This is a genomic window from Nocardiopsis tropica (assembly GCF_042660575.1).
GTDB lineage: Bacteria > Actinomycetota > Actinomycetes > Streptosporangiales > Streptosporangiaceae > Nocardiopsis > Nocardiopsis tropica.
Map to the genome: position 1 here is coordinate 72,021 of NZ_JBHSUF010000011.1, position 24,275 is coordinate 96,295.

The 24,275-nt window shown below is 71.4% G+C and carries 22 protein-coding genes; 13 read left to right on the forward strand and 9 right to left on the reverse strand.

The features are described 5' to 3' along the window. The first annotated feature begins 17 nt into the window (after positions 1-17). From ACFQBR_RS18755 to ACFQBR_RS18770, 4 genes are read left to right on the forward strand one after another with little or no spacing between them, the layout of a single operon-like run. Positions 18-662 carry a GNAT family N-acetyltransferase gene (locus ACFQBR_RS18755; RefSeq protein WP_344178851.1) on the forward strand — a complete coding sequence of 215 codons (645 nt, stop codon included), beginning with the start codon at positions 18-20 and terminating at the stop codon, positions 660-662. 51 nt (positions 663-713) lie between these two features. Beyond that, a complete protein-coding gene (locus ACFQBR_RS18760; protein ID WP_344178854.1) occupies positions 714-1,697 on the forward strand; it encodes a hypothetical protein in 984 nt (327 codons plus the stop codon). A gap of 38 nt (positions 1,698-1,735) precedes the next feature. After that, on the forward strand, positions 1,736-1,936 hold the full coding sequence (locus tag ACFQBR_RS18765) for an Arc family DNA-binding protein (RefSeq protein ID WP_267948169.1): 201 nt from the start codon (positions 1,736-1,738) through the stop codon (positions 1,934-1,936). Next, positions 1,933-2,319 carry a type II toxin-antitoxin system death-on-curing family toxin gene (locus tag ACFQBR_RS18770; protein WP_267948168.1) on the forward strand — a complete coding sequence of 129 codons (387 nt, stop codon included), beginning with the start codon at positions 1,933-1,935 and terminating at the stop codon, positions 2,317-2,319. Before ACFQBR_RS18765 ends, ACFQBR_RS18770 begins: the two co-directional genes overlap by 4 nt. 86 nt (positions 2,320-2,405) lie before the next feature. Here the strand turns inward: ACFQBR_RS18770 and ACFQBR_RS18775 are convergent, their stop codons facing one another. From ACFQBR_RS18775 to ACFQBR_RS18785, 3 genes are read right to left on the reverse strand one after another with little or no spacing between them, the layout of a single operon-like run. Beyond that, positions 2,406-3,152: a succinate dehydrogenase/fumarate reductase iron-sulfur subunit gene (locus ACFQBR_RS18775; protein ID WP_267948167.1), complete on the reverse strand. Its 747-nt coding sequence runs from the start codon at positions 3,150-3,152 to the stop codon at positions 2,406-2,408. Further along, on the reverse strand, positions 3,149-5,095 hold the full coding sequence (locus ACFQBR_RS18780; protein WP_267948166.1) for a fumarate reductase/succinate dehydrogenase flavoprotein subunit: 1,947 nt from the start codon (positions 5,093-5,095) through the stop codon (positions 3,149-3,151). The genes ACFQBR_RS18775 and ACFQBR_RS18780 overlap by 4 nt, the downstream gene beginning before the upstream one ends. Continuing rightward, positions 5,096-5,752, reverse strand: coding sequence for a succinate dehydrogenase cytochrome b subunit (locus tag ACFQBR_RS18785; protein WP_344178944.1), 657 nt, complete (start codon positions 5,750-5,752; stop codon positions 5,096-5,098). It abuts the gene before it with no gap. A gap of 131 nt (positions 5,753-5,883) precedes the next feature. On the opposite strand from ACFQBR_RS18785, the gene ACFQBR_RS18790 reads away from it, so the two are divergent. The 4 genes from ACFQBR_RS18790 to ACFQBR_RS18805 all read left to right on the forward strand — a co-directional run bounded on the left by ACFQBR_RS18790 (position 5,884) and on the right by ACFQBR_RS18805 (position 10,843). After that, positions 5,884-6,879, forward strand: a complete 996-nt coding sequence (locus ACFQBR_RS18790) for a LysR family transcriptional regulator (RefSeq protein ID WP_344178858.1) — start codon at positions 5,884-5,886, stop codon at positions 6,877-6,879. Between the two features lie 336 nt (positions 6,880-7,215). Beyond that, a complete protein-coding gene (locus ACFQBR_RS18795) occupies positions 7,216-8,028 on the forward strand; it encodes a hypothetical protein (protein WP_267948164.1) in 813 nt (270 codons plus the stop codon). 38 nt (positions 8,029-8,066) lie between these two features. Further along, positions 8,067-10,043, forward strand: coding sequence for a fumarate reductase/succinate dehydrogenase flavoprotein subunit (locus ACFQBR_RS18800; RefSeq protein WP_344178860.1), 1,977 nt, complete (start codon positions 8,067-8,069; stop codon positions 10,041-10,043). Then, complete coding sequence (locus tag ACFQBR_RS18805) at positions 10,040-10,843, forward strand: succinate dehydrogenase/fumarate reductase iron-sulfur subunit (RefSeq protein WP_344178862.1); 804 nt, start codon at positions 10,040-10,042, stop codon at positions 10,841-10,843. The genes ACFQBR_RS18800 and ACFQBR_RS18805 overlap by 4 nt, the downstream gene beginning before the upstream one ends. A 143-nt stretch (positions 10,844-10,986) precedes the next feature. Here ACFQBR_RS18805 and ACFQBR_RS18810 read toward each other — a convergent pair whose 3' ends face one another. From ACFQBR_RS18810 to ACFQBR_RS18825, 4 genes are all read right to left on the reverse strand, one after another. Then, positions 10,987-11,622: an MBL fold metallo-hydrolase gene (locus ACFQBR_RS18810; protein WP_378553961.1), complete on the reverse strand. Its 636-nt coding sequence runs from the start codon at positions 11,620-11,622 to the stop codon at positions 10,987-10,989. Positions 11,623-11,768: 146 nt separating this feature from the next. Then, complete coding sequence (locus ACFQBR_RS18815) at positions 11,769-12,758, reverse strand: adenylate/guanylate cyclase domain-containing protein (protein WP_267948160.1); 990 nt, start codon at positions 12,756-12,758, stop codon at positions 11,769-11,771. Between the two features lie 138 nt (positions 12,759-12,896). After that, complete coding sequence (locus ACFQBR_RS18820; RefSeq protein ID WP_344178866.1) at positions 12,897-13,115, reverse strand: hypothetical protein; 219 nt, start codon at positions 13,113-13,115, stop codon at positions 12,897-12,899. A 113-nt stretch (positions 13,116-13,228) separates the two neighbouring features. After that, on the reverse strand, positions 13,229-14,089 hold the full coding sequence (locus ACFQBR_RS18825) for a biotin--[acetyl-CoA-carboxylase] ligase (RefSeq protein ID WP_267948159.1): 861 nt from the start codon (positions 14,087-14,089) through the stop codon (positions 13,229-13,231). A gap of 129 nt (positions 14,090-14,218) precedes the next feature. Between ACFQBR_RS18825 and ACFQBR_RS18830 the strand changes: the two genes are divergently transcribed. Continuing rightward, complete coding sequence (locus ACFQBR_RS18830; RefSeq protein WP_267948158.1) at positions 14,219-14,821, forward strand: Uma2 family endonuclease; 603 nt, start codon at positions 14,219-14,221, stop codon at positions 14,819-14,821. Positions 14,822-14,906: 85 nt separating this feature from the next. On the opposite strand, the gene ACFQBR_RS18835 is transcribed toward ACFQBR_RS18830, so the two are convergent. Next, on the reverse strand, positions 14,907-17,468 hold the full coding sequence (locus ACFQBR_RS18835; RefSeq protein ID WP_344178946.1) for a phosphoenolpyruvate carboxylase: 2,562 nt from the start codon (positions 17,466-17,468) through the stop codon (positions 14,907-14,909). Positions 17,469-17,806: 338 nt separating this feature from the next. On the opposite strand from ACFQBR_RS18835, the gene ACFQBR_RS18840 reads away from it, so the two are divergent. The 3 genes from ACFQBR_RS18840 (at position 17,807) to ACFQBR_RS18850 (ending at position 21,495) form a co-directional block, all read left to right on the forward strand. Next, complete coding sequence (locus ACFQBR_RS18840) at positions 17,807-19,417, forward strand: acyl-CoA carboxylase subunit beta (protein ID WP_267948157.1); 1,611 nt, start codon at positions 17,807-17,809, stop codon at positions 19,415-19,417. Then, complete coding sequence (locus ACFQBR_RS18845; protein WP_267948156.1) at positions 19,414-19,641, forward strand: acyl-CoA carboxylase subunit epsilon; 228 nt, start codon at positions 19,414-19,416, stop codon at positions 19,639-19,641. Before ACFQBR_RS18840 ends, ACFQBR_RS18845 begins: the two co-directional genes overlap by 4 nt. Before the next feature lie 87 nt (positions 19,642-19,728). Continuing rightward, on the forward strand, positions 19,729-21,495 hold the full coding sequence (locus tag ACFQBR_RS18850) for an acetyl/propionyl/methylcrotonyl-CoA carboxylase subunit alpha (protein ID WP_344178869.1): 1,767 nt from the start codon (positions 19,729-19,731) through the stop codon (positions 21,493-21,495). A 57-nt stretch (positions 21,496-21,552) separates the two neighbouring features. On the opposite strand, the gene ACFQBR_RS18855 is transcribed toward ACFQBR_RS18850, so the two are convergent. Further along, positions 21,553-22,194, reverse strand: a complete 642-nt coding sequence (locus ACFQBR_RS18855; RefSeq protein ID WP_378553966.1) for a Uma2 family endonuclease — start codon at positions 22,192-22,194, stop codon at positions 21,553-21,555. 477 nt (positions 22,195-22,671) lie between these two features. Here ACFQBR_RS18855 and ACFQBR_RS18860 point away from each other — a divergent pair, with 477 nt between their 5' ends. Next, positions 22,672-24,138 (forward strand): dicarboxylate/amino acid:cation symporter, encoded by a 1,467-nt coding sequence (locus ACFQBR_RS18860; RefSeq protein ID WP_344178872.1) that lies wholly within the window; start codon positions 22,672-22,674, stop codon positions 24,136-24,138. Positions 24,139-24,275 lie beyond the last annotated feature (137 nt).

Sequence of the window (24,275 nt, forward strand, 5' to 3'; positions counted from 1 at the left end):
AGGGAAGAGGCACCCCCGTGAGCCCCACGGCAGCCGCGGCGCGGACCCTTCGCACCGCGAACATGAACGACGTCCCCGCCGTGGCCCGGCTCCTGGGGCGCGCCTTCCACGAGGACCCGTTCTTCCGCTGGTTCTTCCCGACCGAGGAGCGGCGCATGGCGCGGACCGCACGGGCCTGCGCGCTCCTGGCCGGGTTCGGCTACGTCCCGAGCGGCTACACCACGGTGGCCGAGTGCCGCGAGGACTCCGTGCGCGGCCCGGTGGTGCGGGGCGCGGCCCTGTGGGCGCCGCCCGGCGCGGCCCCCGAGGGGTTCGCGGTGACGCTGCGGTCGCTGCCGCACTGGTCCCGACTGGTCGGCCTCTCCCGGATCCCCGAGATCGCGCGGTACACGGGTGAACTGCGCGCGGACGTCCCCGAGGAGCCGCACTGGTACCTGGCCCTGCTGGGCGCCGACCCCGGGGCCCGCGGGACGGGCGTGGGCTCGCAGCTGCTGCGCGCCGGCCTGGCGAGGGCCGACGCGGACGGCGTCCCCGTCCACCTGGACACGACGAACCCCGCGAACCTCGGCTACTACGAGCGGTACGGATTCCAGGTGGTGCGGGTGCTCAGCGACCCGCGGGCCCCCTCGGCGTACTGCATGGTCCGCCCACCCGCGGCCTGACGGGGGCGCCGGCGCCCCCTCTCCTCCCTCCGGGGCTGACAGGATGGCCGGGTGAACATCAGAGGCGTCTCGTACCACACCGACCACCTCCCGGCCGGTCTGGCCGAGCGCGACATGCGCACCGTCCGGGAGGACCTGCGCTGCACGGCCGTGCTGCTGATCGGCGACGACGTCGGACAGCTGGAATCGGCGGCCGGGGCCGCCCTGGCCGCCGGCCTCGACGTGTGGGTGCGCCCCCGGCACGACGGCCGCACGCCCGCCGAACTGGTCGCCCACCTCGCCGCCGTGGCGGACATGGCCGAGGGGCTGCGCGCCGCCCGGCCGGGCCGGGTCACCCTGATGGTCGGCACCGAGTTCTCGCTGACCGTCCGCGGGCTGCTCCCCGGCCCCGGCGAGTTCTCCCGGCTCCAGATCATCAGGCGCCCCCGACTGCTCAGGCTGTTCTCCCGCCGCGTGAACCGCAGGCTCCACACCCTGCTCGCGACCACCGCCGCGGTGGCGCGCGAGCGCTTCCACGGCCCCCTCACCTACGGCGCCGCGGGGTGGGAGCGGGTGGACTGGTCGGTGTTCGACGTCGCCGGGACGAACCTGTACCGGGCGGGCACCGACGACGCCGCCTACGCGGAGGTCCTCGACGCCCGCGTGCACGAGGCCGGGCGCCCGTTCGTCGTCACCGAGTTCGGGTGCGGCGCGTACGAGGGCGCCGGCCTCCGGGGCGCGGGCTCGTTCTTCGCCGTGAACTGGTTCGCCGACCCGCCGCGCCTGCGCCGGGGCACGGTGCGCGACGAGGGCGTCCAGGCGCGCTACCTCACCGAACTGCTCGACCTGTACGAGGACCGGGGCGTGGAGGGGGCCTTCGTGTTCACCTTCGCCATGCCCGGGTTCCCGCACAGCGAGGACCCGGAGTACGACCTGGACATGGCGGGGTTCGGCCTCGTGCGGGCCCCCGCCGACGACCCGGCGGCATGGACGCCGAAGGAGGCCTTCCACGCGGTGGCACGCCACCACCGCGCCCAGGAGTCCGGGGCCCGGTAGTACCGCTCTTCGGTACCACTCCTGGGTACCGTGTTCGTATGAACATGAATCTGCGCCTCCCGGAGGACGTGCACGCCCGCATCAAGGAGGCGGCCGAGGAGGACGGCACCAGTGTGAACTCCGAGGTCGTGCTCGCCGTGAGGGAGTACCTCGCGCGCCGCCAGACCGAGAGGGTGCGCCGGTACGCCCTGGACATCGCCCAGGAGGACGCCGAACTCCTGGCGAGGCTGGCCGAGTGACGCACTACCTCACGAGGGCCGACGTCACCGTGATCATCCAGGCGGTCCTGCCCGCCACCGCGGCCATGAGGGACGTCGGCCTGCTCCAGGCCGCCCTGCTGCGTCCGCAGACGACCGTGTTCGGGGAAGACGCGTACCCGGCCCTGTGGCAGAAGGCCGCCGCCCTCATGCAGTCGGTGCTCATCGGGCACCCGCTGTCCGACGGCAACAAGAGGCTCGCCTGGACCAGTGCCAGGGCGTTCCTCCGGCTCAACGGAGAGGGCTTCGGCCCGGTCGACCAGGATGCGTCCTACGACCTGGTGATCGCCGTCACCACGGGAGAGCTGGTGGACGTTCCGGAGATCGCGGAGCGGCTGAGGAAGCTCCTGGTCCCCCGGCGGTGACCCGTGCACGGGAACGGGGCCGCACCCCCGGGAGGGGTGCGGCCCCGTGGGACCGGACCGGGGTGTGCCCCCGGCAGGGGTCGTGCCTAGCCGATGCCCTTGCTGAGCGAGCCCAGCAGGTCGCGGTTGAGCTGCGAGATGGTGTCCAGCGGGATGCCCTTCGGGCAGACCGCGGCGCACTCACCGATGTTGGTGCAGCCGCCGAAGTCCTCCTCGTCCTGCTGGTTGATCATCTTCACCACGCGCGACGCCCGCTCCGGCTGCCCCTGCGGGAGCATGCCGAGGTGGGTGACCTTCGCCGCGGTGAACAGCATGCTGGACGCGTTCGGGCACGCCGCCACGCAGGCGCCGCAGCCGATGCAGGTCGCGGCGTCGAAGGCGCGGTCCGCGTCCGGCTTCGGGATCGGGTTGGCGTGGGCGTCCGGCGCGGTACCCGTCGGGGCGCTGATGAAGCCGCCCGCCTGGATGATGCGGTCGAACGCGCCCCGGTCGACGACCAGGTCCTTCACGACCGGGAACGCCGTGGCCCGCCACGGCTCGACCGTGATGGTGTCGCCGTCCTTGAAGCTGCGCATGTGCAGCTGGCAGGTGGTGGTGCGCTCGGGACCGTGGGCCTCGCCGTCGATCACGACGCCGCAGGCGCCGCAGATGCCCTCGCGGCAGTCGTGGTCGAACGCGACCGGGTCCTCGTTCTCCAGCGTGAGCTTCTCGTTGAGGACGTCGAGCATCTCCAGGAAGGACATGTCCGGCGAGACGTCGGTGAGCTTGTAGGTGACCATGCGACCCTCGTCGTCACGGCCCTTCTGTCGCCACACGCGCAGGGTGATGTTCACTTGTAGCTCCGCTGCTTCATCTCGACGTACTCGTACTCCAGGTTTTCCTTGTGGAGTACGGGCTTGCTGTCCACGCCACCGAACTCCCAGGCCGCGACGTAGGCGAACTCGTCGTCGTGACGCAGGGCCTCCCCGTCCTCGGTCTGGCTCTCGGCGCGGAAGTGGCCGCCGCAGGACTCGCGCCGGTGCAGGGCGTCGATGCACATGAGCTCGCCCAGCTCCAGGAAGTCCGCCACGCGGTTGGCCTTCTCCAGAGCCTGGTTGAACTCCTCGTTGGTGCCGAGCACCTTGACGTCGCGCCAGAACTCGGCGCGCAGCTCGCGGATGAGCTCGATGGCCTTGCGAAGGCCCTCCTCGTTGCGCTCCATGCCGCAGTAGTCCCACATGATGTGGCCGAGCTCCTTGTGGAAGGAGTCGACGGTGCGGGAGCCGTTGACGGAGAGCAGCTTGTCGATCCGCGCGGTGACGTCCGCCTTGGCCGCCACGGCCTCGGGGTGGGTCTCGTCGATCGGCTCGAAGGGGCCGGCCGCGAGGTAGTCGTTGATGGTGTTCGGCAGGACGAAGTAGCCGTCCGCCAGCCCCTGCATCAGCGCGCTCGCGCCCAGGCGGTTCGCGCCGTGGTCGGAGAAGTTGGCCTCACCCGTCACGAACAGGCCCGGGATGGTGCTCTGGAGGTCGTAGTCGACCCACAGCCCGCCCATGGTGTAGTGGACGGCCGGGTAGATGCGCATCGGGACCTCGTACGGGTTCTCCCCGGTGATGCGCTGGTACATGTCGAAGAGGTTGCCGTACTTGGCCTCGACCGCGTCGCGGCCCAGGCGCTCGATGGCGTCCGCGAAGTCCAGGTACACGCCCAGCCCGCCGGGGCCGACGCCGCGGCCCTCGTCGCAGACGTTCTTGGCGGCGCGCGAGGCGATGTCGCGGGGCACCAGGTTGCCGAAGGCCGGGTAGATGCGCTCCAGGTAGTAGTCGCGCTCGTCCTCGGGGATCTGGCGCGGGTCCCGGTCGTCACCGCCCACCTTGGGCACCCAGATGCGGCCGTCGTTGCGCAGCGACTCGCTCATCAGGGTCAGCTTGGACTGGTAGTCGCCGCTGACCGGGATGCAGGTCGGGTGGATCTGCGTGTAGCAGGGGTTCGCGAAGTGCGCGCCCTTGCGGTGGGCCCGCCACGCGGCGGTGACGTTGGAGCCCATGGCGTTGGTCGACAGGAAGAAGACGTTGCCGTAGCCGCCGGTGGCCAGGACCACCGCGTCGGCGAAGTGCGTCTCGATCTCGCCGGTGACCATGTCGCGGGCGATGATGCCGCGCGCCTTGCCGTCCACGACGATGACTTCCAGCATCTCGTGGCGGGTGTTCATCTTGACGGTGCCGGCCGCGATCTGGCGCTCCTGGGCCTGGTAGGCGCCGATGAGGAGCTGCTGGCCCGTCTGGCCGCGCGCGTAGAAGGTACGGGACACCTGCACGCCGCCGAAGGAGCGGTTGTCCAGGAGGCCGCCGTACTCGCGGGCGAAGGGAACGCCCTGGGCCACGCACTGGTCGATGATCTCGACGCTGGTCTGGGCCAGGCGGTAGACGTTCGACTCGCGGGAGCGGAAGTCACCGCCCTTGACGGTGTCGTAGAACAGCCGGTAGATGCTGTCGCCGTCGTTGCGGTAGTTCTTCGCGGCGTTGATGCCGCCCTGCGCGGCGATGGAGTGCGCGCGCCGGGGGCTGTCCTGGTAGCAGAACGAGGTGACCTTGTAGCCCGCCTCGCCCAGGGTCGCCGCCGCGGAGGCGCCGGCGAGGCCGGTGCCGACGATGATCACGGAGAGCTTGCGCCGGTTCGCGGGGTTGACCAGCTTGGCGCCGAAGCGGCGCTTGTCCCAGCGCTCGTTGATCGGGCCTTCGGGGGCCTTCTCGTCCCGGATCGGGGCGCCCTCGATGTACAGGTCGTTCTCAGACAATTAACTCACCAGTCCAAAGGTGACCGCCAGGGGCGGGAGCAGGAAGCCGACGGTCACGATCACCGAGATGCCCATGGCGAGCGCGTTCATCCTGGGCTGCCGGTTGGCCTGGTTCACGCCGAGCGTGGCCAGACCGCTCCAGATGCCGTGCCGCAGGTGGAACCCCAGCGCGATGACGGACGCGACGTAGAACAGCGTCACGTACCAGAACTCGGGCTGGAAACCGTTCACGAGCCGCTCGTAGGGGCTGTCGGACTTACCGCCGGGAGCGATGTTGTTCGTGGTCAGGTGCAGGATGTGGAAGACCACGAACAGTGCGATGAGGACACCTCCCCAGCGCATCGTGTAGGAGGCGTAGGTGCGGTGCACCCGCTTCCTCACCTGGTAGCGCTCGGACGCGGGGCGCGCGCGACGGGCGCGGGCCCACAGGTTGACCGCCGCGTAGATGTGGATGAGGACGCTCGCCAGCAGGACGACGCGCGCGATCCACAGGAAGCCGCTCTCGGGCAGGAGCGGGTAGCCCAGCTCGCGCAGGCTGTGCGCGTAGCCGTCGAAGGCCTCCTGGCCCGAGAAGACTTTCAGGTTGCCGTACATGTGCGCGATCAGGTACAGCACAAGGATCACGCCGGTGACCGCCATCGCGGACTTGAGCGCCACCGTGGACCTGTAGGCCGTAGATCGCTTCTTGGTCAAGGTACTGTTCGCCACAGCCTGCCACTTTAATTTCGGGTTAACTCGGACGTCCAAGTCATCGGGACCCTGGTGTCCATAGCCTTAGGCTATGGAGCATGCAGTTCCAGCAGCTGGCTTACTTCGTCGCCGTGGCCCGCACCCGCCATTTCACCCGCGCAGCCGAGCTTTCACGCGTCGCCCAGCCGAGCTTGAGCAAACAGATCCGCAGCCTTGAGCGGGAGTTGGGCGCGCCGTTATTCAGTCGTGCCCGGGGAAACATCACACTCACCCCGGCGGGCGAGGCGCTGCTCCCGCTGGCCCAGCGCATGCTCACCGACCTGGAGACGGCCCGTCGGGAGGTGGCCGAACTGGCCGGGGTGCGTCGCGGGCGGGTGCGCCTCGGGGCGACCCCCTCGCTGTGCGCGGGACTGCTGGCCGATGTTCTCGCCCACTTCCATACCCGCTTCCCCGGGATCGAACTCCAGGTGGAGGAGAGCGGTTCGCGCGACCTCATCCGGGACCTGGGACGGGGGGAGCTGGACCTGGCGCTGATCATCCTCCCCCTCCAGAGCAGCGACCCCGACTTCTCGACCACGCCGATCCTGAGGGAGAACCTGGTCGTGGTGAGCCCGATGTCGCAGCCCTCCCCCAACGGGAGGGCGTCGATCCGGATCACCGAGCTCCGGGAGCGGGCGCTGGTGATGTTCCGGCGCGGGTACGACGTGCGCGAGGCCACGCTGCGCGCCTGCCGGGCCGCCGGCTTCGAGCCCGACCTGGCGGTGGAGGGCGGGGAGATGGACGCCGTGCTGCGCTTCGTGGAGGCGGGGCTGGGTCTGGCCGTCGTGCCGAGCATGGTGCTCAAGAACCGGCCGGGCCTGCGCGGGACGCCGCTGGCCCGGCCCCGCCTGCTCCGGACCGTGGCCCTGGCGCGGCGCAAGGACGTGGAGCCCTCGCACTCGGCGGACGCCTTCCGCCGACACCTCAACGAGTACCTGCTGGGGATGTCGAAGGAGGACCTGGGCCCGGATCTGGAGGTGCTGATCTCGGACGCGAGCGCGGGCGGACCCGAGGAAGACAGGTTCTCCGGTAGGAATACCGGAGAAATACCCTGAGCCACCCGAAAACCCCAGAGGGCAATCCCACCCCCTATCGCCACTCTTTTGTCAAAAACAACGAACATGACACTCGGGATGTTCGTCTGCTTTTAATGACGAAAGGCCACAAATGAATGACTAAAAGTGGCCTATTTCACACTCGCCTCCCAGGGGTTTCTCCACAGCCGGGACGTGACCGTGATCACAACGTCCTAACGTTGCGTTGCAGACCGGTCCTACAGCTTCTCCCGCAGCCGTGCAGCACTCACGGAGAGCGGTCACCGCCCGGGCCCGGGGTCCCGCACCCCGGTCGGCGCCCGGCCGGCGCCCTCTCCACAGGAGGTGGAGACCTCGGTGACCCCCGACGACAGCGCGCGCACCGGAGCCGTCCGGGCGCGCATCCCCCGACGAACCCTGCGGACCGACCGATGGTGGCTCGGTCCGGTCCTCACGACCGCCGGCCTGGCCGCCTTCGTGGTCTACGCCACCTTCCGGGTGTTCCAGCAGGACCACTACTGGGTGGCGGAGCACCACTACCTGACCCCGTTCTACTCGCCGTGCCTGGCACAGCAGTGCGCGCCCGAGGCCGCGCTGTTCGGACGGCTCCCCGTCGAGTTCCCCCCGCTCGTCCCCTACGCCCTGCTCAGCCTGCCCTTCCTGCTGCTGTTCCGGGTGACCTGCTACTACTACCGCAAGGCCTACTACCGCTCGATCTGGCAGGCACCCACCGCGTGCGCCGTACGCGAGCCGCACAGCCGGTACACCGGTGAGACCCGGCCGCTGATGCTCCCCCAGAACGGCCACCGCTACTTCTTCTACGTCGCCCTCGCCATCACCCTGGTCAACACGTGGGACACCGCGGTCGCCTTCTTCCACGGGACCGACGGCGGCTTCGGCATCGGCCTCGGCAACCTCGTCATGGTCGTCAACGTGCTGATGCTCTGGGGCTACACGCTCAGCTGCCACTCCTGCCGCCACATCATGGGCGGGCGCCTGCGCAGCTTCGGCAGGCACCCCGTCCGCTACTGGATGTGGAGCCGCGTCTCGACCCTCAACGACCGGCACATGTACTTCGGCTGGTTCAGCATCGCGTCCCTGATGGCCACCGACGCCTACGTCGCCCTGATGGCCAGCGGCACCATCACCGACCTGCGGATCCTCAACTGAGCCCCGGGGAGGGCCGTCCCCTGGAAAGGCACACCCACATGCCCCCCACAGCAGACACCGGCATCACCCGGTACACCTACGACGTCGTGGTGATCGGTGCGGGCGGAGCCGGGCTCCGCGCGGCGATCGCCGCCCGCGAGCAGGGCAAGCGCACCGCGGTCATCTCCAAGTCGCTGTTCGGCAAGGCCCACACGGTGATGGCCGAGGGCGGGGCCGCCGCCGCGCTGGGCAACGCCAACCCCTCCGACGCGTGGCCCGTACACTTCCGCGACACCATCCGCGGCGGCAAGTTCCTCAACGACCCGAGGATGGCCGAACTCCACGCCCGCGAGGCCCCGGAGCGCATCCTCGAACTGGAGCACTGGGGCGCGCTGTTCGACCGCACCGCGGACGGGAGGATCAGCCAGCGCAACTTCGGCGGCCACGAGTACCCGCGGCTGGCGCACGTGGGCGACCGCACCGGGCTGGAGATGATCCGGACCCTCCAGCAGCGGATCGTCGCCCTCCAGCAGGCCGACGCCGCCGAGCTGGGCGACCCCGAGGCCCGGCTGCGGGTGTTCGCCGAGACCGCGGTCACCGAGCTCGTCACCGACGGCGGGAGGATCGCGGGCGCGTTCGGCTACCGGCGCGCGGACGGCGGGTTCGTGGTCTTCGAGGCCCCCGCGGTCGTCCTCGCCACCGGCGGCATCGGCAAGGCGTTCCGGACCACGTCGAACTCCTGGGAGTACACCGGGGACGGGCACGCCCTGGCCCTGCGGGCGGGGGCCTCGCTCATCAACATGGAGTTCGTCCAGTTCCACCCCACCGGCATGGTCTGGCCGCCCTCGGTCAAGGGCATCCTCGTCACGGAGTCGGTGCGCGGCGACGGCGGCGTGCTGCGCAACTCCGAGGGCAGGCGCTTCATGTTCGACTACGTGCCGGACGTGTTCCGCTCCCAGTACGCCGAGACGGAGTCGGAGGCGGACGGCTGGTACGACGACCCGGCGAACCATCGCAGGCCCCCCGAGCTTCTGCCCCGCGACGAGGTGGCGCGGGCCATCAACAACGAGGTCAAGGAGGGGCGCGGCTCCCCGCACGGCGGCGTGTTCCTCGACGTGTCCACGCGGCTCCCTGCCGAGGAGATCCGCAGGCGCCTGCCGTCCATGCACCACCAGTTCAAGGAGCTGGCGGACGTGGACATCACCGCCGAGCCCATGGAGGTGGGCCCCACCTGCCACTACGTGATGGGCGGGGTGCGGGTGGACGCCGACACCGCCGCCTCCGACGTGCCGGGGCTGTACGCCGCCGGCGAGGTCGCGGGGGGCATGCACGGCTCCAACCGGCTCGGCGGCAACTCCCTGTCGGACCTGCTGGTGTTCGGCCGCCGCGCCGGCCTGGCCGCCGCCGCGTACGCGGACGGTCCGGGCCGCGGGACGGTCGCGGGGGAGGCCGTGGACCGGGTCGCCGCCGCGTCGGCCCGGTACGCGCTGGAGTTCCTCAAGCAGGGCGGCGGCGAGAACCCCTACACGCTCCACGCCGAACTCCAGGACACCATGAACGACCTGGTGGGGATCATCCGGCGCGGACCGGAGATGGCGGAGGCCATCGCCCGGCTGGACTCCCTGGGGGAGCGGTCGTCCGTGCTCAGCGCCCCCGGCGACCGCGTCTACAACCCGGGATGGCACCTGGCGCTCGCCCTTCCCAACATGATCCTGGTGTCGCGGGCGATCACCGCGGCCGCACTGGAGCGCGAGGAGTCGCGCGGCGGGCACACACGGGACGACTTCCCGGCCATGTCCGCGGAGTGGCGGCGGGTGAACCTGGAGGTGCGGGCGGACCGGGCCGACCGGGTGACCCTGGCCCGGCGCCCGGTCGCGGACATCCCGGCCGCGCTCCTCGCCCTCTTCGAGCGCGAGGAGCTGTCCAAGTACCTGACGGAGGAGGAGCTGCCCGAGCAGGACGGGGCGGACGCGGCGGGTGGAGCGCACCCGGCGGACGAGACGGCGGGCGGCGCCGCCGAGGAGGACGGGTCATGAGCGAGCGCGTGTTCAGGGTGTGGCGGGGTTCCGGCGAGGGCGGGCTCGCCGAGTACCGGGTCGAGGTCAACGAGGGCGAGGTGGTGCTGGACGTGCTGCACCGGCTCCAGGCCACGCAGACCCCGGACCTCGCGGTCCGGTGGAACTGCAAGGCGGGCAAGTGCGGTTCGTGCTCGGTGGAGATCAACGGGCGGCCGAGGCTCTCGTGCATGACCCGGATGAGTGTCTTCGACGAGGACGAGGTGGTGACGGTGACGCCGATGCGCACCTTCCCCGTGATCCGGGACCTGGTGTGCGACGTGTCGTACAACTACCGGAAGGCGATGGAGATCCCGTCGTTCGCACCGGGCCCGAAGGCGGAGCCGGGCGACTTCCGCATGGCGCAGGTCGACGTGGAGCGCTCACAGGAGTTCCGCAAGTGCATCGAATGCTTCCTGTGCAACAACGTGTGCCACGTGATCCGGGACCACGAGGAGAACAAGGAGCACTTCTCGGGGCCGCGCTTCCTGATGCGCGTGGCCGAGCTGGAGATGCACCCCGAGGACACGGCCGACCGGCGCGCGATCGCGCAGGACGAGTTCGGCCTGGGCTACTGCAACATCACCAAGTGCTGCACGGAGGTGTGCCCGGAGGGCATCCACATCACCGACAACGCGCTGATCCCGATGAAGGAGAGGGTCGCGGACCGCAAGTACGACCCCCTGGTGTGGCTGGGCTCGAAGATCGGGGTCCGCCCGAAGGACACCCCGATCGTCCCGAACGTGCGTCCTACGGCTGACCGGACCCGGACGGACGGCTGACCCGAACGGCGTGCGGGCGGCCGGACGCGCGCCCGTGGTCATCGGTGCCCCCGGGGACGTCCCCCGGGGGCACCGCACGGCCCGGGGCCGACGGGGGAAGGGCCCGGCCGGACGGCGCGGCGGCAGCCGGTCCGACGAGCGGGTCAGAACCCCCGGGCGGCCCAGGCGTCCAGGTGCTCGGCGGCCTCGGCGACGGTCGTGGTCTCCCCGTGGCCGGGGTGGACGACGGTCTCCCGCGGCAGGGGCGCCAGGCGGTCGCGGATGGAGGCGATGATCGTCGGGAAGTCCGAGAACGGCTGCCCGGTGGCCCCCGGCCCGCCAGGGAAGAGCGTGTCCCCGGTGAAGACCGCGCCCAGTTCGGGCGCGTACAGGCACACCCCTCCGGGGGTGTGGCCCGGGGTGTGCAGGATCTGGAGCTCCACACCTCCGACCAGCAGCGCCTCTCCGTCCAGCAGCGGCGCGTCCGGTTCGCGGTGGGGGTGGACGTGGTGCCAGAGCTCCGCGTCGTCGGGGTGCAGCAGGATCGGGCAGTTCGCCAGGTCGGCGAGCGCGACGGCGGCGTTGACGTGGTCGCTGTGCCCGTGGGTGGACACGATGGCCATCAGTTCGCGGTCGCCGAGGCCGCGCGCGATCGCCTGGTGGTCGTGCGCGGCGTCGATGACGATCGCGCTGTCCTCGTCGCCGACGATCCACACGTTGTTCTCGACATCGAACTCGCCGCCCTCCAGGCTGAAAATGCCCGAGGTGCGCAGGCGTTGGATGGGAGGAGGCACGCTCACAGGGCTCATCACCTGACGTCTTGTGGGCCGGTACGGCGGTTCCGAGCCTATCCCTCCCGCACCCTCCGCACACGCCTGTTCGGTAAGAGGGGAGTGAGAGTCGGAGCGCCCCCGGGGCCGGGAGCGGCGCGCACCGGCCGGGCGGGTCAGAGCCCGGTGGGCTCGAAGTTGCGGCGCAGCGCGTACGGCTGGATGAGGCCGAGCCCGTGCGCGTGACGCGCCCTCACCCTGACCACCTGGAGCCCGTCCTCGTCCGTGAGGCTCTCGGCGAGGCTCTCGTCGATGAGGACGGTGCCGGGGCGGGCGAAGGAGGTCAGTCTGCTGGAGCGGTTGACGGTCGTGCCGAACACGTCGCCGTGCAGGGTCAGGACCGGCCCCGCGGCCAGGCCGACCCGCACGTCGGGCACCTCCACGTGGGTCTTGACGCCGGAGGCGAGGCGCAGGGCGATGTCGGCGGCCTCGGCCGGGGAGTCGGCCACGTAGAGCACCTCGTCGCCGAGGGTCTTGACGACGCGGCCCCCTCCGGAGGCGACGATGTCGGCCGCGGTGGCCTCGAAGCCCTCCACCACCCCGGCCAGCTCCACCTCGTCCAGCTCGCGGCTGAGCGTGGTGAAGGAGACCAGGTCCGCGAAGCCGACGACCAGCGGGTAGTAGTTGGGCACCCCGTCGGTGCCGTTGGACATCACCGCGAGGGTGCGTGCCGTGGAGGCGGAGAGCTGGCGGCGCCAGATGTGCAGCAGGAGGCGCTCGACGTCCGGCAGCAGCTCCTTGACCTGGTTCATCAGGGGGGTCGCGGAGTCCACGCCCTCCTTGTAGATGAGCGTGCTCAGGATGCTGGTCTGCCAGTCCGCGAGGCGGGCCATGGTCTGGCCCATCGCGCGGGCGAAGCGGACCACGCCCTCCTCGTCCAGGATGCCCTCCTGGAGCAGGCTGTTGGCGATCCGCAGCGACTCCACGTCGCTCTCCGCGAAGGTGACCGTCTCCTCGCCCTGGTTGGGGAACCCGAGGGCGCGCCATATGCGGCCGGCGAGTTCGGGGTCGGCACCGGCGAGCTCGATCGCCTGTTCCCTGGTGTAGACAGGTTCGCCGCCCAGGAGGGCGGCCTCGATCGCTTTCGGGTCCGGACGCGACGGCATACGTTCTCTTTCACGGCTCATCCCCGGATGTCGGGGAGCAATCGCCTCGTCACCGTGCCGGGACGCGGCGCGGATCACCTCCAGCTTACGCCCGTGCCCCCTCCTCGGAAGGGGCGGGCGCGTACCGGAGGCGCATGGTCACCTCTGCGGCACCGCCGACGGCTCCGGTCTCCGGGCGGCGTCGGCCTGTCTGCGGGCCCCGGACCGGGGCCGCCCGGGTCTCGGCGCCCGGCGCAGGCCCCTTCCCTCCTGTTCGGAGGCCGCCTGTACGGACAACGTCCCGTACCGCGGGATGCGTTCCCGGAGGGAGGTGTCGGGCTCCTCGTCGTCGGAGGGGCAGCGGTCCGCGATAGCCATAACGGTGATGATGGCACAAGGCGGTCGGCCGCGGGAGTGAGCGGAAGTCCTCTTGTGGACAACCCCGCCCGACGCTCCGCCGCCCCGTCGGCCGGCCCGGCGGAGCGGGCCGGTCAGCCGCCCGGGCGCACGTGGACGACGTCGCCCGCGCTGAGCGCGCGCTCGCCGTCCGGCCCACGGACCAGCAGCCGCGCCTCGGAGTCCACACCCGTCGCGGTCCCCTCCAGCACCCGGCCGCCGGGCAGGTGGACCCGGACCGGGCGCCCCAGGGTGGCACACGTGTCCCGGTAGGCGGAGGCCAGGCCGCTGGCCTCGGCGTCGCCCCCGGCCGCCGTCCACACCGTGTACAGCTCCTCGAACTCCCCCAGGACGGCGGCGAGGAGCGCGCCGCGGTCCAGGGCCGCGGAGCCCTCGCCGCGCAGGGAGACGGCGTTGTCGACGGGCAGCTCGGAGCGCGACTGGGACACGTTGAGGCCGATGCCGACGACCACGGCGGGGCTCCCGGAGGAGAAGTCGACCTCGGCGAGGATGCCCGCGAGCTTGCCGTCCGACCGCGCCGCACCGGACCGCAGCCCGGCGGGGACGATCACGTCGTTGGGCCACTTCAGGGACGCCTTCACCCCGGACAGGCGGCGCACCGCGCCGACCCCGGCCACGCCCATGAGCGGGGAGAGCCAGCTGAGGGAGGAGACGGGCGCGTCGGGGCGCACCAGGAGCGACACGGTGAGGGCCGCCCTCGGGGGGACGCTGAAACCGCGGCCGAGCCGGCCCTTGCCCGCGGTCTGGTGCTCGGTCACCAGCACGCTCCCGTGCGGGGCGCCGGCCGCGGCGCGCGCGGCCAGGTCGGTGTTGGTGGACCCGGTCTCGGGCAGCACCTCGATCCGCCGCCACAGGCCGCCCGGCCGGACGAGGACGGCGTCGAGTGCCGCCGTGTCGAGCGGCGGTCGCGGGAAGGGGTCGGGTTCGCTGGTCATACGCCCATTACAGCAGCGCCGAAACCCGTTCCGGAAACCGGTGTGGGAAAGAAGCCCGCCGGTTAGTCTGAAAACAGCACATCGGTGACCGTGCCTCGCTACGTTCAGCTACCGGAGGTGACGCGGCAGATGAGTATCGCGGCGGTGGAACCCGAAGCACTGCTCTCCTGGCAGTTCATGCTGCGCACCTGGGAAGAACTGGACGTGCCCGAGGGATGTCGGGCCGAGATCATCGAAGGCGCGCTTGTCCTCGTGACACCCCCGAAGCCCGAACACAGCCAGATCGTATGGCAGGTCGGCAAAGCCCTCACCCGCGAGATCCTGCGCGACGGCAGTTCGATCGCGGAGGCAGAGGTCCACCAGACCGTCGATGTACGTGTGCCCTTCCGGAGCGGCCTGTACATCCCCGACCTTCTGGTCATCCCGCATTCCGTGATGGAGTACGACCCCGAGAACCTGGTCTCCGACGCCCTGCTGGTGGTCGAGGTGACCTCCAGGAGCACCGCCGACCGGGACCGCAAACCCAAGCTCTGGGGTTGCGCCCACGCCGGCATACCCCTGTACCTGCTCGTGGACCGCTGGGACCCGGAGACGGACAGGGGCGAGGTCACCCTCTTCTCCGGACCGGAGAACGGTGTGTACACCGGCGCGACCAAGGTGCCGTTCGGCAAGGAGATCCACCTCCCCGCGCCGTTCGACCTGACGCTGGACACCGGCGGCTTCCCCGCCTGACGCACCGCGCCCCGCACCCGTGACGACCGCGGCGCCCCGCACCCCTCACGGGTGCGGGGCGCCGCGGTCGCGGGGGCCGTGGCGGTCAGCCGGTGTTCTGGAGTCCGGCGGCGACGCCGTTCACGGAGAGCAGGAGCAGCCGCTCCAGGTGCTGCTGGTCCTGCTCGGAGAGCGAGTCCGCCTCCTCGCCCCGCAGCGCCTCCAGGGCGCGCAGCTGGAGGTGGGACAGCGCGTCCACGTACGGGTTGCGCAGGTCGACGGCCCGCGAGAGCACCGCCCGGTTCTCCAGCAGGCGGCTGTGGCCGGTCACCCGCAGGACCAGCTCGCGGGTGAGGTCGTACTCGTCCAGCACCCTCGCGGTCAGCTCCGGCCGGCCGCCCAGCGCCAGGTAGCGCTCGGCGATGGTGCGGTCGGTCTTGGCCAGGCTCATCTCCGCGTTGTCGAGCAGGGACGCGAACATCGGCCACTCGCGGTACGCGGCCCGGAGGGCGGACACGTCCTCGACGGCGGCCAGCCCCGACCCCAGCCCGTACCAGCCGGGCAGGTTGACCCGGGTCTGGGTCCAGGCGAACACCCACGGGATCGCGCGCAGGTCGCCGAGGCCGCGTGCCGCCCCGCGGCGCGCGGGGCGCGAGCCCAGCCGCAGCTCCCCGAGCTCCTCCAGGGGGCTGACCCGGGAGAACCACAGCGCGAAGTCCTCGGTGTTGATCAGCTCCAGGTAGGTCTCCTGGGCCGCTCCGGCGATGGCGTCGGCGACCCCCCGGAACCTGGCCTCGGCGGAGCGCTCCCGCTCCTGCACCGCGTCGGTGGAGGCCATGAGCACCGCGTGGCCGACCTGCTCGATGTGGCGGCGGGCGATGGCGGGCTGCCCGTAGCGGGCGAAGATGACCTCGCCCTGCTCGGTGACCTTGAACCGGCCGCCGACCGACCCGGGCGCCTGGGCGAGCAGGGCGCGGCTGGCGGGCCCGCCGCCGCGTCCGAGCGACCCGCCGCGGCCGTGGAAGAGGGTGAGCCGCACGTCGTGCCGCTCCGCCCACGCGGCCAGCCGGGCCTGGGCGTCGTACAGCCGCAGGGTGGCGCTGACCGGGCCGACGTCCTTGGCGGAGTCGCTGTAGCCGAGCATGACCTCGACGCGGCGGCCGGTCTGTTCGAGCCTCCGCCGGATCTGGGGCACCTCCAGCATGCCGTCGAGCACGTCGGGCGAGGCGTCCAGGTCGGCGCCGGTCTCGAACAGGGGGATGACGTCGAGGACGGGCATCCGCTCGGGCGGCAGGGCGTGGGAGGCCAGCTCGTGGACGGCGGCGACGTCCTCCGCGGTGCGGGTGAAGCTGACGATGTAGCGGCGGCACGCCTCCACGCCGAAGCGCTCCTGGATCCAGGCGATGACCCGGATGGTCGCCAGGACCTCCTCGGTGCGCTCCGAGGGGGCCTTCCCCGCCCGGAGCTCCTCCAGTGCGGCGGCGTGCACCTCGCTGTGCTGGCGGATCTCCAGCTCCGCGAGGTGGAAGCCGAAGGTCTCCGCCTGCCAGACGAGGTGCTGGAGCTCGCCGTAGGCCTGGCGGACGGCGCCCGCGTCGACCAGCGAGTCCTGCACGGTGCGCAGGTCGTCGAGGAAGGCGTCGGCGTCGGGGTAGGCGAGGTCGGCGTCGCGTTCGCGGGTGGCGCGCAGCCGGGCGGCGGCCAGCAGCAGGAGCTGGCGGTGCGGCTCGTTGGGCGAGCGCTCGCCGATCCCGGCCATCAGGGCGGGGTGGCCGGCGCGGGCCGCGGAGAGGGCGTCGAGCAGCGCCGGGCTGGCCGGGGTGAGGTTGGAGTAGGCGGTGAGGGTGCGGGCGACCCTGTCCGCGGCGCCCTCCAGCCCGCGCAGCACGTGCTCGGACTGGATGAGCACGGCCTCGCGGGTCACGTCGTGGGTGACGTAGGGGTTGCCGTCCCGGTCGCCGCCGATCCAGCTGCCGTAGCGGACGAAGGGCGTGGCGCGCGGGGGCCGGACGCCGGTGCCGTCGGGGTCGATGGCGGCGTCCAGGCTCCGGTAGACCTGCGGGACGACGGAGAAGATGGTCTCGTCGAACGCCGCGAGGGCGGTGCGCACCTCGTCGAGCGGGTCGAGCCGGGTGTAGCGCAGCTGGGAGGTGCGCCAGAGGAGGTCGATCTCCTCCAGCAGGCGCCGGTGCGCCTCGGCGGCGGCGCTGCTCCCCTCGTGGGAGGCGTGCCAGGCGTCGAGGTCCTCGCTGATCCGCTGGATGGAGGTGGAGACGGCGCGGCGCCGGGCCTCCGTGGGGTGGGCCGTGAGCACGGGATGGAACTCCATGCCGGCCACGAGCTCGTTGAGGCGCTCCTCCCCGCCGTCGGCCTCCCGGATGGCGCGCACGGCGGCGGCCAGGGACTCGCGGGGAGGGTTGGCGGCGTCGTCGCGCTCGCGCAGGGCCCGCATCCGCTGGTGCTCCTCGGCGAGGTTGGCCAGGTGGAAGTACACCGTGAAGGCCCTGGCCACCTGCTTGGCGCGTTCGAGGGGCCAGGCGGCGACGATCGCGGTGATCTCCTCGCCTGTGACGGAACCGTCACGGGCGCCGATCACGGCGTGTCGGAGCTTCTCGACATCGGCGAGCAGCTCCTCGCCGCCGCTTTCGGCGAGGACCGTTCCGAGCATCTCTCCGAGGAGTTTGACGTCATTCCTGAGCTGCTCGGGAACTTCCTGCCGGGCACTGTCGCGTTCTGCGCTTACCGCTGTCATGGGCCCGACACTACAGAGATCGGGCCGGACGACAGGTGCGCGGGGGCGCATTTCCGACGCACTTTGCCCGGGCGTTAAGCATTGTTGCGCAAGGGAAAGGGGCGCACATTTCATCACGTCGTTTCCGCGCCGCCGCGGGCCGGTCCGGCCCCTTCCGGAGGGGCGCGGACAGGGCCGTACCGAACCGCACCTACTGGCGAGTAACCAGGGCCGCGTGCCCCGGTCCCGCGAGGTCGCGGTTAACCTGCGTAGTTATGGCCACCGAAGCCCCTGAACCGCTGCCCGCGGACGAGATCGACATCCACACCACCGCGGGCAAGCTCGCCGACCTGCAACGACGCCGGTACGAAGCCGTCCACGCGGGCTCCGCGCGAGCCGTTGAGAAACAGCACGCCAAAGGCAAGATGACGGCCCGCGAGCGCATCGACGCGCTCCTCGACCCGGGGTCGTTCGTGGAGTTCGACGCCCTGGCCCGACACCGCTCCACGAGCTTCGGGCTGGAGGGCAACCGCCCCTACGGCGACGGTGTCGTCACCGGCCACGGAACCGTCGACGGGCGCCCCGTCGCCGTCTTCAGCCAGGACGTCACCGTCTTCGGCGGCTCCCTCGGCGAGGTCTACGGCGAGAAGATCGTCAAGGTCCTCGACCACGCCCTCACCAACGGCTGCCCCGTCGTGGGCATCAACGAGGGCGGCGGCGCGCGCATCCAGGAGGGCGTCGTCGCGCTGGGCCTGTACGCGGAGATCTTCAAGCGCAACACCCACGCCTCGGGCGTCATCCCGCAGATCTCCCTCATCATGGGGGCCGCCGCGGGCGGACACGTCTACTCCCCCGCCCTCACCGACTTCGTGGTGATGGTGGACGAGACCTCGCAGATGTTCATCACCGGCCCCGACGTCATCAAGACCGTCACCGGCGAGGACGTCTCCATGGAGGACCTGGGCGGGGCGCGCGCCCACAGCACCAGGTCGGGTGTGGCCCACTACATGGGCGCCGACGAGCAGGACGCCATCGACTACGTCCGCACCCTGCTCTCGCACCTGCCCGACAACAACCTGGAGGAGGCGCCGGTCCTGGCGCCCGAGGACGACCCCGGCGACGAGGTCACCGACACCGACCTGGCCCTGGACACCTTCATCCCGGACTCGGCCAACCAGCCGTACGACATGCGGACCGTCGTCGAGGCCGTCCTGGACGACGGCGAGTTCCTGGAGGTCCACGCCCGGTTCGCCACCAACATGGTGGTGGGCTTCGGCCGCGTGGACGGCCGTTCCGTCGGCATCGTCGCCAACCAGCCCATGAGCTTCGCGGGCTGCCTGGACATCGACGCCTCCGAGAAGGCCGCGCGCTTCGTGCGCACCTGCGACGCCTTCAACGTCCCCGTCCTCACCTTCGTGGACGTGCCCGGCTTCCTGCCCGGCACCGACCAGGAGTGGGACGGCATCATCCGGCGCGGCGCCAAGCTGCTGTACGCCTACGCCGAGGCCACCGTGCCGCTGATCACCGTGATCACCCGCAAGGCCTTCGGCGGCGCCTACGACGTCATGGGGTCCAAGCACCTGGGCGCGGACGTCAACCTGGCCTGGCCCACCGCGCAGATCGCGGTCATGGGCGCCCAGGGCGCGGTGAACATCCTGCACAGGCGCACCCTCGCCGCCGCCGACGACGTCGAGGCCGAGCGCGCCCGGCTCGTCCGCGAGTACGAGGACACCCTGCTCAACCCCTTCTCCGCAGCGGAGCGGGGATACGTGGACGGCGTCATCATGCCGTCCGAGACCCGGGGCCAGATCTCCAAGGCCCTCCGGGCGCTGCGGAACAAGCGCAAGCAGCTGCCCCCCAAGAAGCACGGGAACATCCCGCTGTGAGCGCGCCGAAGAACCCGCCGCACCTGGTCGTCGTCCGGGGCGAGCCGACCGCGGAGGAGGTCGCGGTCCTCACCGCCGTCCTCGCCGCGCGCGCGAACGCCGCCCGCGCCGCCTCCGACGCGCCCGGGGAGGACCGGCGCCCCTCGGGGTGGGGGGACCGCTCCCGGAACATGCGCGCCCCGCTGCGCCCCGGGCCCGGGGCCTGGCGCCTGAGCACGAGGTGACGGCCCCCGTGCTCCACCACCACCCAGACGTCGCAGGGAGCGGCCGGTGCGCCTCCGCCCCACGCCACAGCAGAAGGACTTCCCACCGTGCGTAAAGTACTGATCGCCAACCGCGGCGAGATCGCCGTGCGCATCGCCCGCGCCTGCGCGGACGCCGGACTGGCCAGCGTCGCCGTCTACGCCGAGCCCGACCTGGACGCCCTCCACGTCAAGCTCGCCGACGAGGCCCACTCCCTGGGCGGGTCGACCCCGGCCGACTCCTACCTGGACATCGCCAAGCTCCTGGCCGTGGCCGCCGCCTCGGGCGCCGACGCCGTCCACCCCGGCTACGGTTTCCTGGCCGAGAACGCCGACTTCGCCCAGGCGGTCATCGACGCCGGCCTGACCTGGATCGGCCCGCCGCCCTCGGCCATCACCGCCCTGGGCGACAAGGTGCAGGCCCGCCACATCGCGCAGAAGGTCGGCGCGCCCCTGGTCGCGGGCACCCCCGACCCGGTGGAGTCGGCCGAAGAGGTCGTGGCCTTCGCCGCCGAGCACGGGCTGCCCATCGCGATCAAGGCCGCCTTCGGCGGCGGCGGGCGCGGGCTCAAGGTCGCCCACACCCTGGAGGAGGTCCCCGACGCCTACGAGTCCGCGGTGCGCGAGGCCGTGACCGCGTTCGGGCGCGGGGAGTGCTTCGTGGAGCGCTACCTGGACCGGCCCCGGCACGTGGAGACCCAGTGCCTGGCCGATACCCACGGCAACGTCGTGGTGGTCTCCACCCGCGACTGCTCGCTCCAGCGCCGCCACCAGAAGCTGGTGGAGGAGGCCCCCGCCCCGTTCCTGAGCGCGGAGCAGACCCGGCAGCTCTACGCCGCCTCCAAGGCCATCCTGGCCGAGGCCGGGTACGTGGGCGCGGGCACGTGCGAGTTCCTGGTCGGGGTGGACGGCACCATCTCCTTCCTGGAGGTCAACACCCGCCTGCAGGTGGAGCACCCGGTGACCGAGGAGGTCACCGGCATCGACCTGGTCAGGGAGATGTTCCGGATCGCCGACGGCGAGGAGCTGGGCTTCGGCGACCCCGAGATCCGCGGGCACTCCTTCGAGTTCCGCATCAACGCCGAGGACCCCGGGCGGGGCTTCATGCCCGCCCCGGGCACCATCACCGGGCTGAAGCTGCCCGGCGGCCCGGGGGTTCGGGTGGACACCGGCTGCGAGGCCGGGTTCACCGTCCCCCAGGCCTTCGACTCCATGGTCGCCAAGCTGATCGTGTCCGGGCGCACGCGCGCCGAGGCGCTGGCCCGCTCGCGCCGGGCGCTGGCCGAGTTCGAGGTGGGCGGGATGCCCACGGTGATCCCGTTCCACCAGGCGGTCGTGGAGGACGAGGCGTTCGCGCCCGCCGACCCCGAGCAGCCGTTCGGCGTGTACACGCGGTGGATCGAGACCGAGTTCGACAACACGATCGCGCCGTGGTCCGGTGAGCCCGGCCAGGCCGAGTCCTCCGGGCGCGAGAGCGTCACCGTGGAGGTGGGCGGCAGGCGGATCGAGGTGGTGCTCCCCGCGGGACTGGGCGCCTCGGTCGAGGCCCCCGCCCCGGGCGCGGACAGGCGCAAGCGGTCCTCGCGCAGGGGCGGTGCGGCAGCGGCGGCCGCGAGCGGCGACTCCCTGGTCTCGCCGATGCAGGGCACCGTGGTCAAGGTCGTGGCCCAGGAGGGGCAGAGCGTGGCCGAGGGCGAGACCGTGGTCGTCATCGAGGCGATGAAGATGGAGCAGCCCCTGACCGCCCACAGGGCCGGGACGATCCGCGGCCTCAAGGTGTCCGCCGGGGAGACCGTGGGCAACGGCGCGGTGGTCTGCGAGATCGAGGACGCCTAGGACGCCTGGCCCACGGCCGACGGGAGCACGCGGGGGAGGCGCCGGCCGGCGCCTCCCTCATGCGTCACGCCCCGCCGAGCTCCCCCTCCCGGCACGGGAGACGCGGGTCAGGTCGATGTCCAGGTCGCACGGCGCGCTGGTCTTGAGCCGCTCCCGGTACACGGTCAGATTCCCGTACTTCTTGTTGACCGGATCGAGTTCGTAGGCGTACACCACCGCTTCCATGTGCGCTTCCTCCTCGACGAGCCAGAAGTGGGGGATCCCCGCCTCCGCGTAGAGCTGTGGCTTGCGCTCGTGGTCACGCACCTCGGACTCCGGAGAGATCACCTCGACCGCCAACGCGACGAGCTGCGGTTCGATCCAGGTGTCGTGCACCCCCTGCCCGTCGCCTTCGCGGACGAGCATGAGATCGGGTTCGGGCCTCTGCCGCTCGGCGAGCCTGACCGTCATCTCCCGGTACGTCACCATGTCCTCGGGGACCTGGGCGTCCAACTGCTGTTCGAGCAGTTTGAGCACGAACATGTGAAAGCGCTTCTGGGGGCTCACCAGTACCAGGCTTCCGTCGATGAGTTCGGTGTGCGGCGGAAGATCCGGGATGCGGTCGAGGTCGTCGGCGGTGAAGCCCCGCCGGGGCGGCATCGGAATCGTCACCTCACCGAACTCGGAGACCAGGATTTCGGCCACGGTGGGAACAGACATGTCGCCGTCTCCGTTCGTCGGATCGTTCTCGTCGCCCACGGTAGCCATCACTGTCACTCCGTCACGGTGGTTTCCACGGATCCTTCCCCGGATCCGGCGATCCACGTGATCCTCGCCCCATCCGGGCGGAGCGGAAGATCGAAAAGGCCCACGGTGTCGACAGCGTGGCCCCTGGGACAGCAAGACGTCGACACACATGTATGGAATAAGTAAGGGATCGAGGCTATTGTCCTTGATCGTGACGAACATCTGGGGACTGACACGAAGGTGGCACATCGACCTGTGCCGCCGCGGCTGTCAGGCGTGTAGCTAGGTCCACGCGCGCCCGTCCGGGCAGCGCGCCGCACACCCGTACCCACCATCCGTCACCTTCCCACTGGTGATCCCGCCATTCCCCGAGCCGGGGCCGCGTCCCACCGCGCCGACCGCGTCGTCGTGCGCTCCTCCGGCTGCCTTCACCACCTGGAGTCACATCCCGTGTCCGCACAGAGCACCGAAGCGCCCACGAAGCGCAGAGGCTTCCGTTTCCCGTTCGCGGCCCAGGTCCTCCTCGGCCTGGTCCTCGGCGTCGTCCTCGGCGTCGTCGCCTTCCAGATCGGCCCGGTCGGCGAGGCGGGCGACCCGAACTGGCTCGCCGTCACCCTCGAGACCATCGGCTCGACCTTCGTCACGCTGCTCCGGACGATCGTTCCTCCGCTGATCGTCCTGGCCGTCATCTCCTCCATCGCCAACCTGCGCAACGTCACCAACGCCGCGCGCCTGGCATGGAAGACCCTGCTGTGGTTCGGCGCCACCGCCCTGATCGCCGTGGCCATCGCCATCGGCCTCGGGCTGACCATCCGGCCCGGCCTCAACAGCGCGGTCGACGCCGCCAGCGCGGGCGACCCGTCCGGCACCGGCTCCTGGCTGGCGTTCATCGAGAGCATCGTCCCGGCCAACTTCCTCGGCCTGGCAGCGGACACCTCGGTCGCGGACGACGGGACCGTCAGCACCTCGCTGGGCTTCAACGTCCTCCAGCTGATCGTCATCGCCATCGTCCTGGGCATCGCCGCCGTCAAGGTCGGCAAGGCCGCCGAGCCCTTCATCGCCTTCACCGCCTCCGCGCTGGAGGTCGTGCTCAAGGCCCTGTGGTGGGTCATCCGCCTGGCCCCGATCGGCACCGTGGGCCTGCTGGGCAACGCCGTGTACAGCTACGGCTGGACCACCATCGGCGCCCTCGGCAAGTTCACGCTGACCATCTACATCGGCCTCGCCCTGGTGCTGTTCGTCGTCTACCCGGTGATCGCCCGGCTCAACGGCCTGTCCCCGGCGAAGTACTTCAGCGGCGCCTGGCCCGCCATCCAGCTCGGCTTCGTGTCCCGCTCCTCCATGGGCACCATGCCCGTGACCCAGCGGGTCACCGAGCAGAACCTGGGCGTGCCGCGCTACTACTCGGCGTTCGCCGTCCCGTTCGGCGCCACCACCAAGATGGACGGCTGCGCCGCGATCTACCCGGCGATCTCGGCGATCTTCATCGCCCAGTTCTTCGGGATCGACCTCGGCGTCACCGACTACCTGCTGATCGTGTTCGTCTCGGTCATCGGCTCCGCCGCGACCGCCGGCACCACCGGCGCGACCGTCATGCTGACCCTGACCCTGTCCACGCTGGGCCTGCCCCTGGAGGGCGTCGGCCTGCTGCTGGCCGTCGACCCGATCCTGGACATGGGCCGCACCGCGGTCAACGTCGCCGGCCAGGCGCTGGTCCCGACCGTCGTCGCCAAGCGCGAGGGCATCCTGGACCTGGACCGCTACAACACCAGCCCCGACGCCTCCGGCTTCGTGCCGCTGGACGAGCCCGCGGCCGGGTCCGACACCGCCGACACCGCCGACGCGGACGACGCGGACGACGCGGGCACGGAGGCCGACAGGGAGGCCGCCGCGAGCGGCGCCTCCGCCAGGGGCTGACACCCGCACCCCCTGTCGACGGGGCCCGCCGGATCCCGGCGGGCCCCGTCGCGTTCCGGGGCGGGCGTAGTCTGGTGTGAACGGCTCAGGTGAGAACGGGCACAGCGGGAACTGTCGGGGACCGTCGTTCGTCCGAG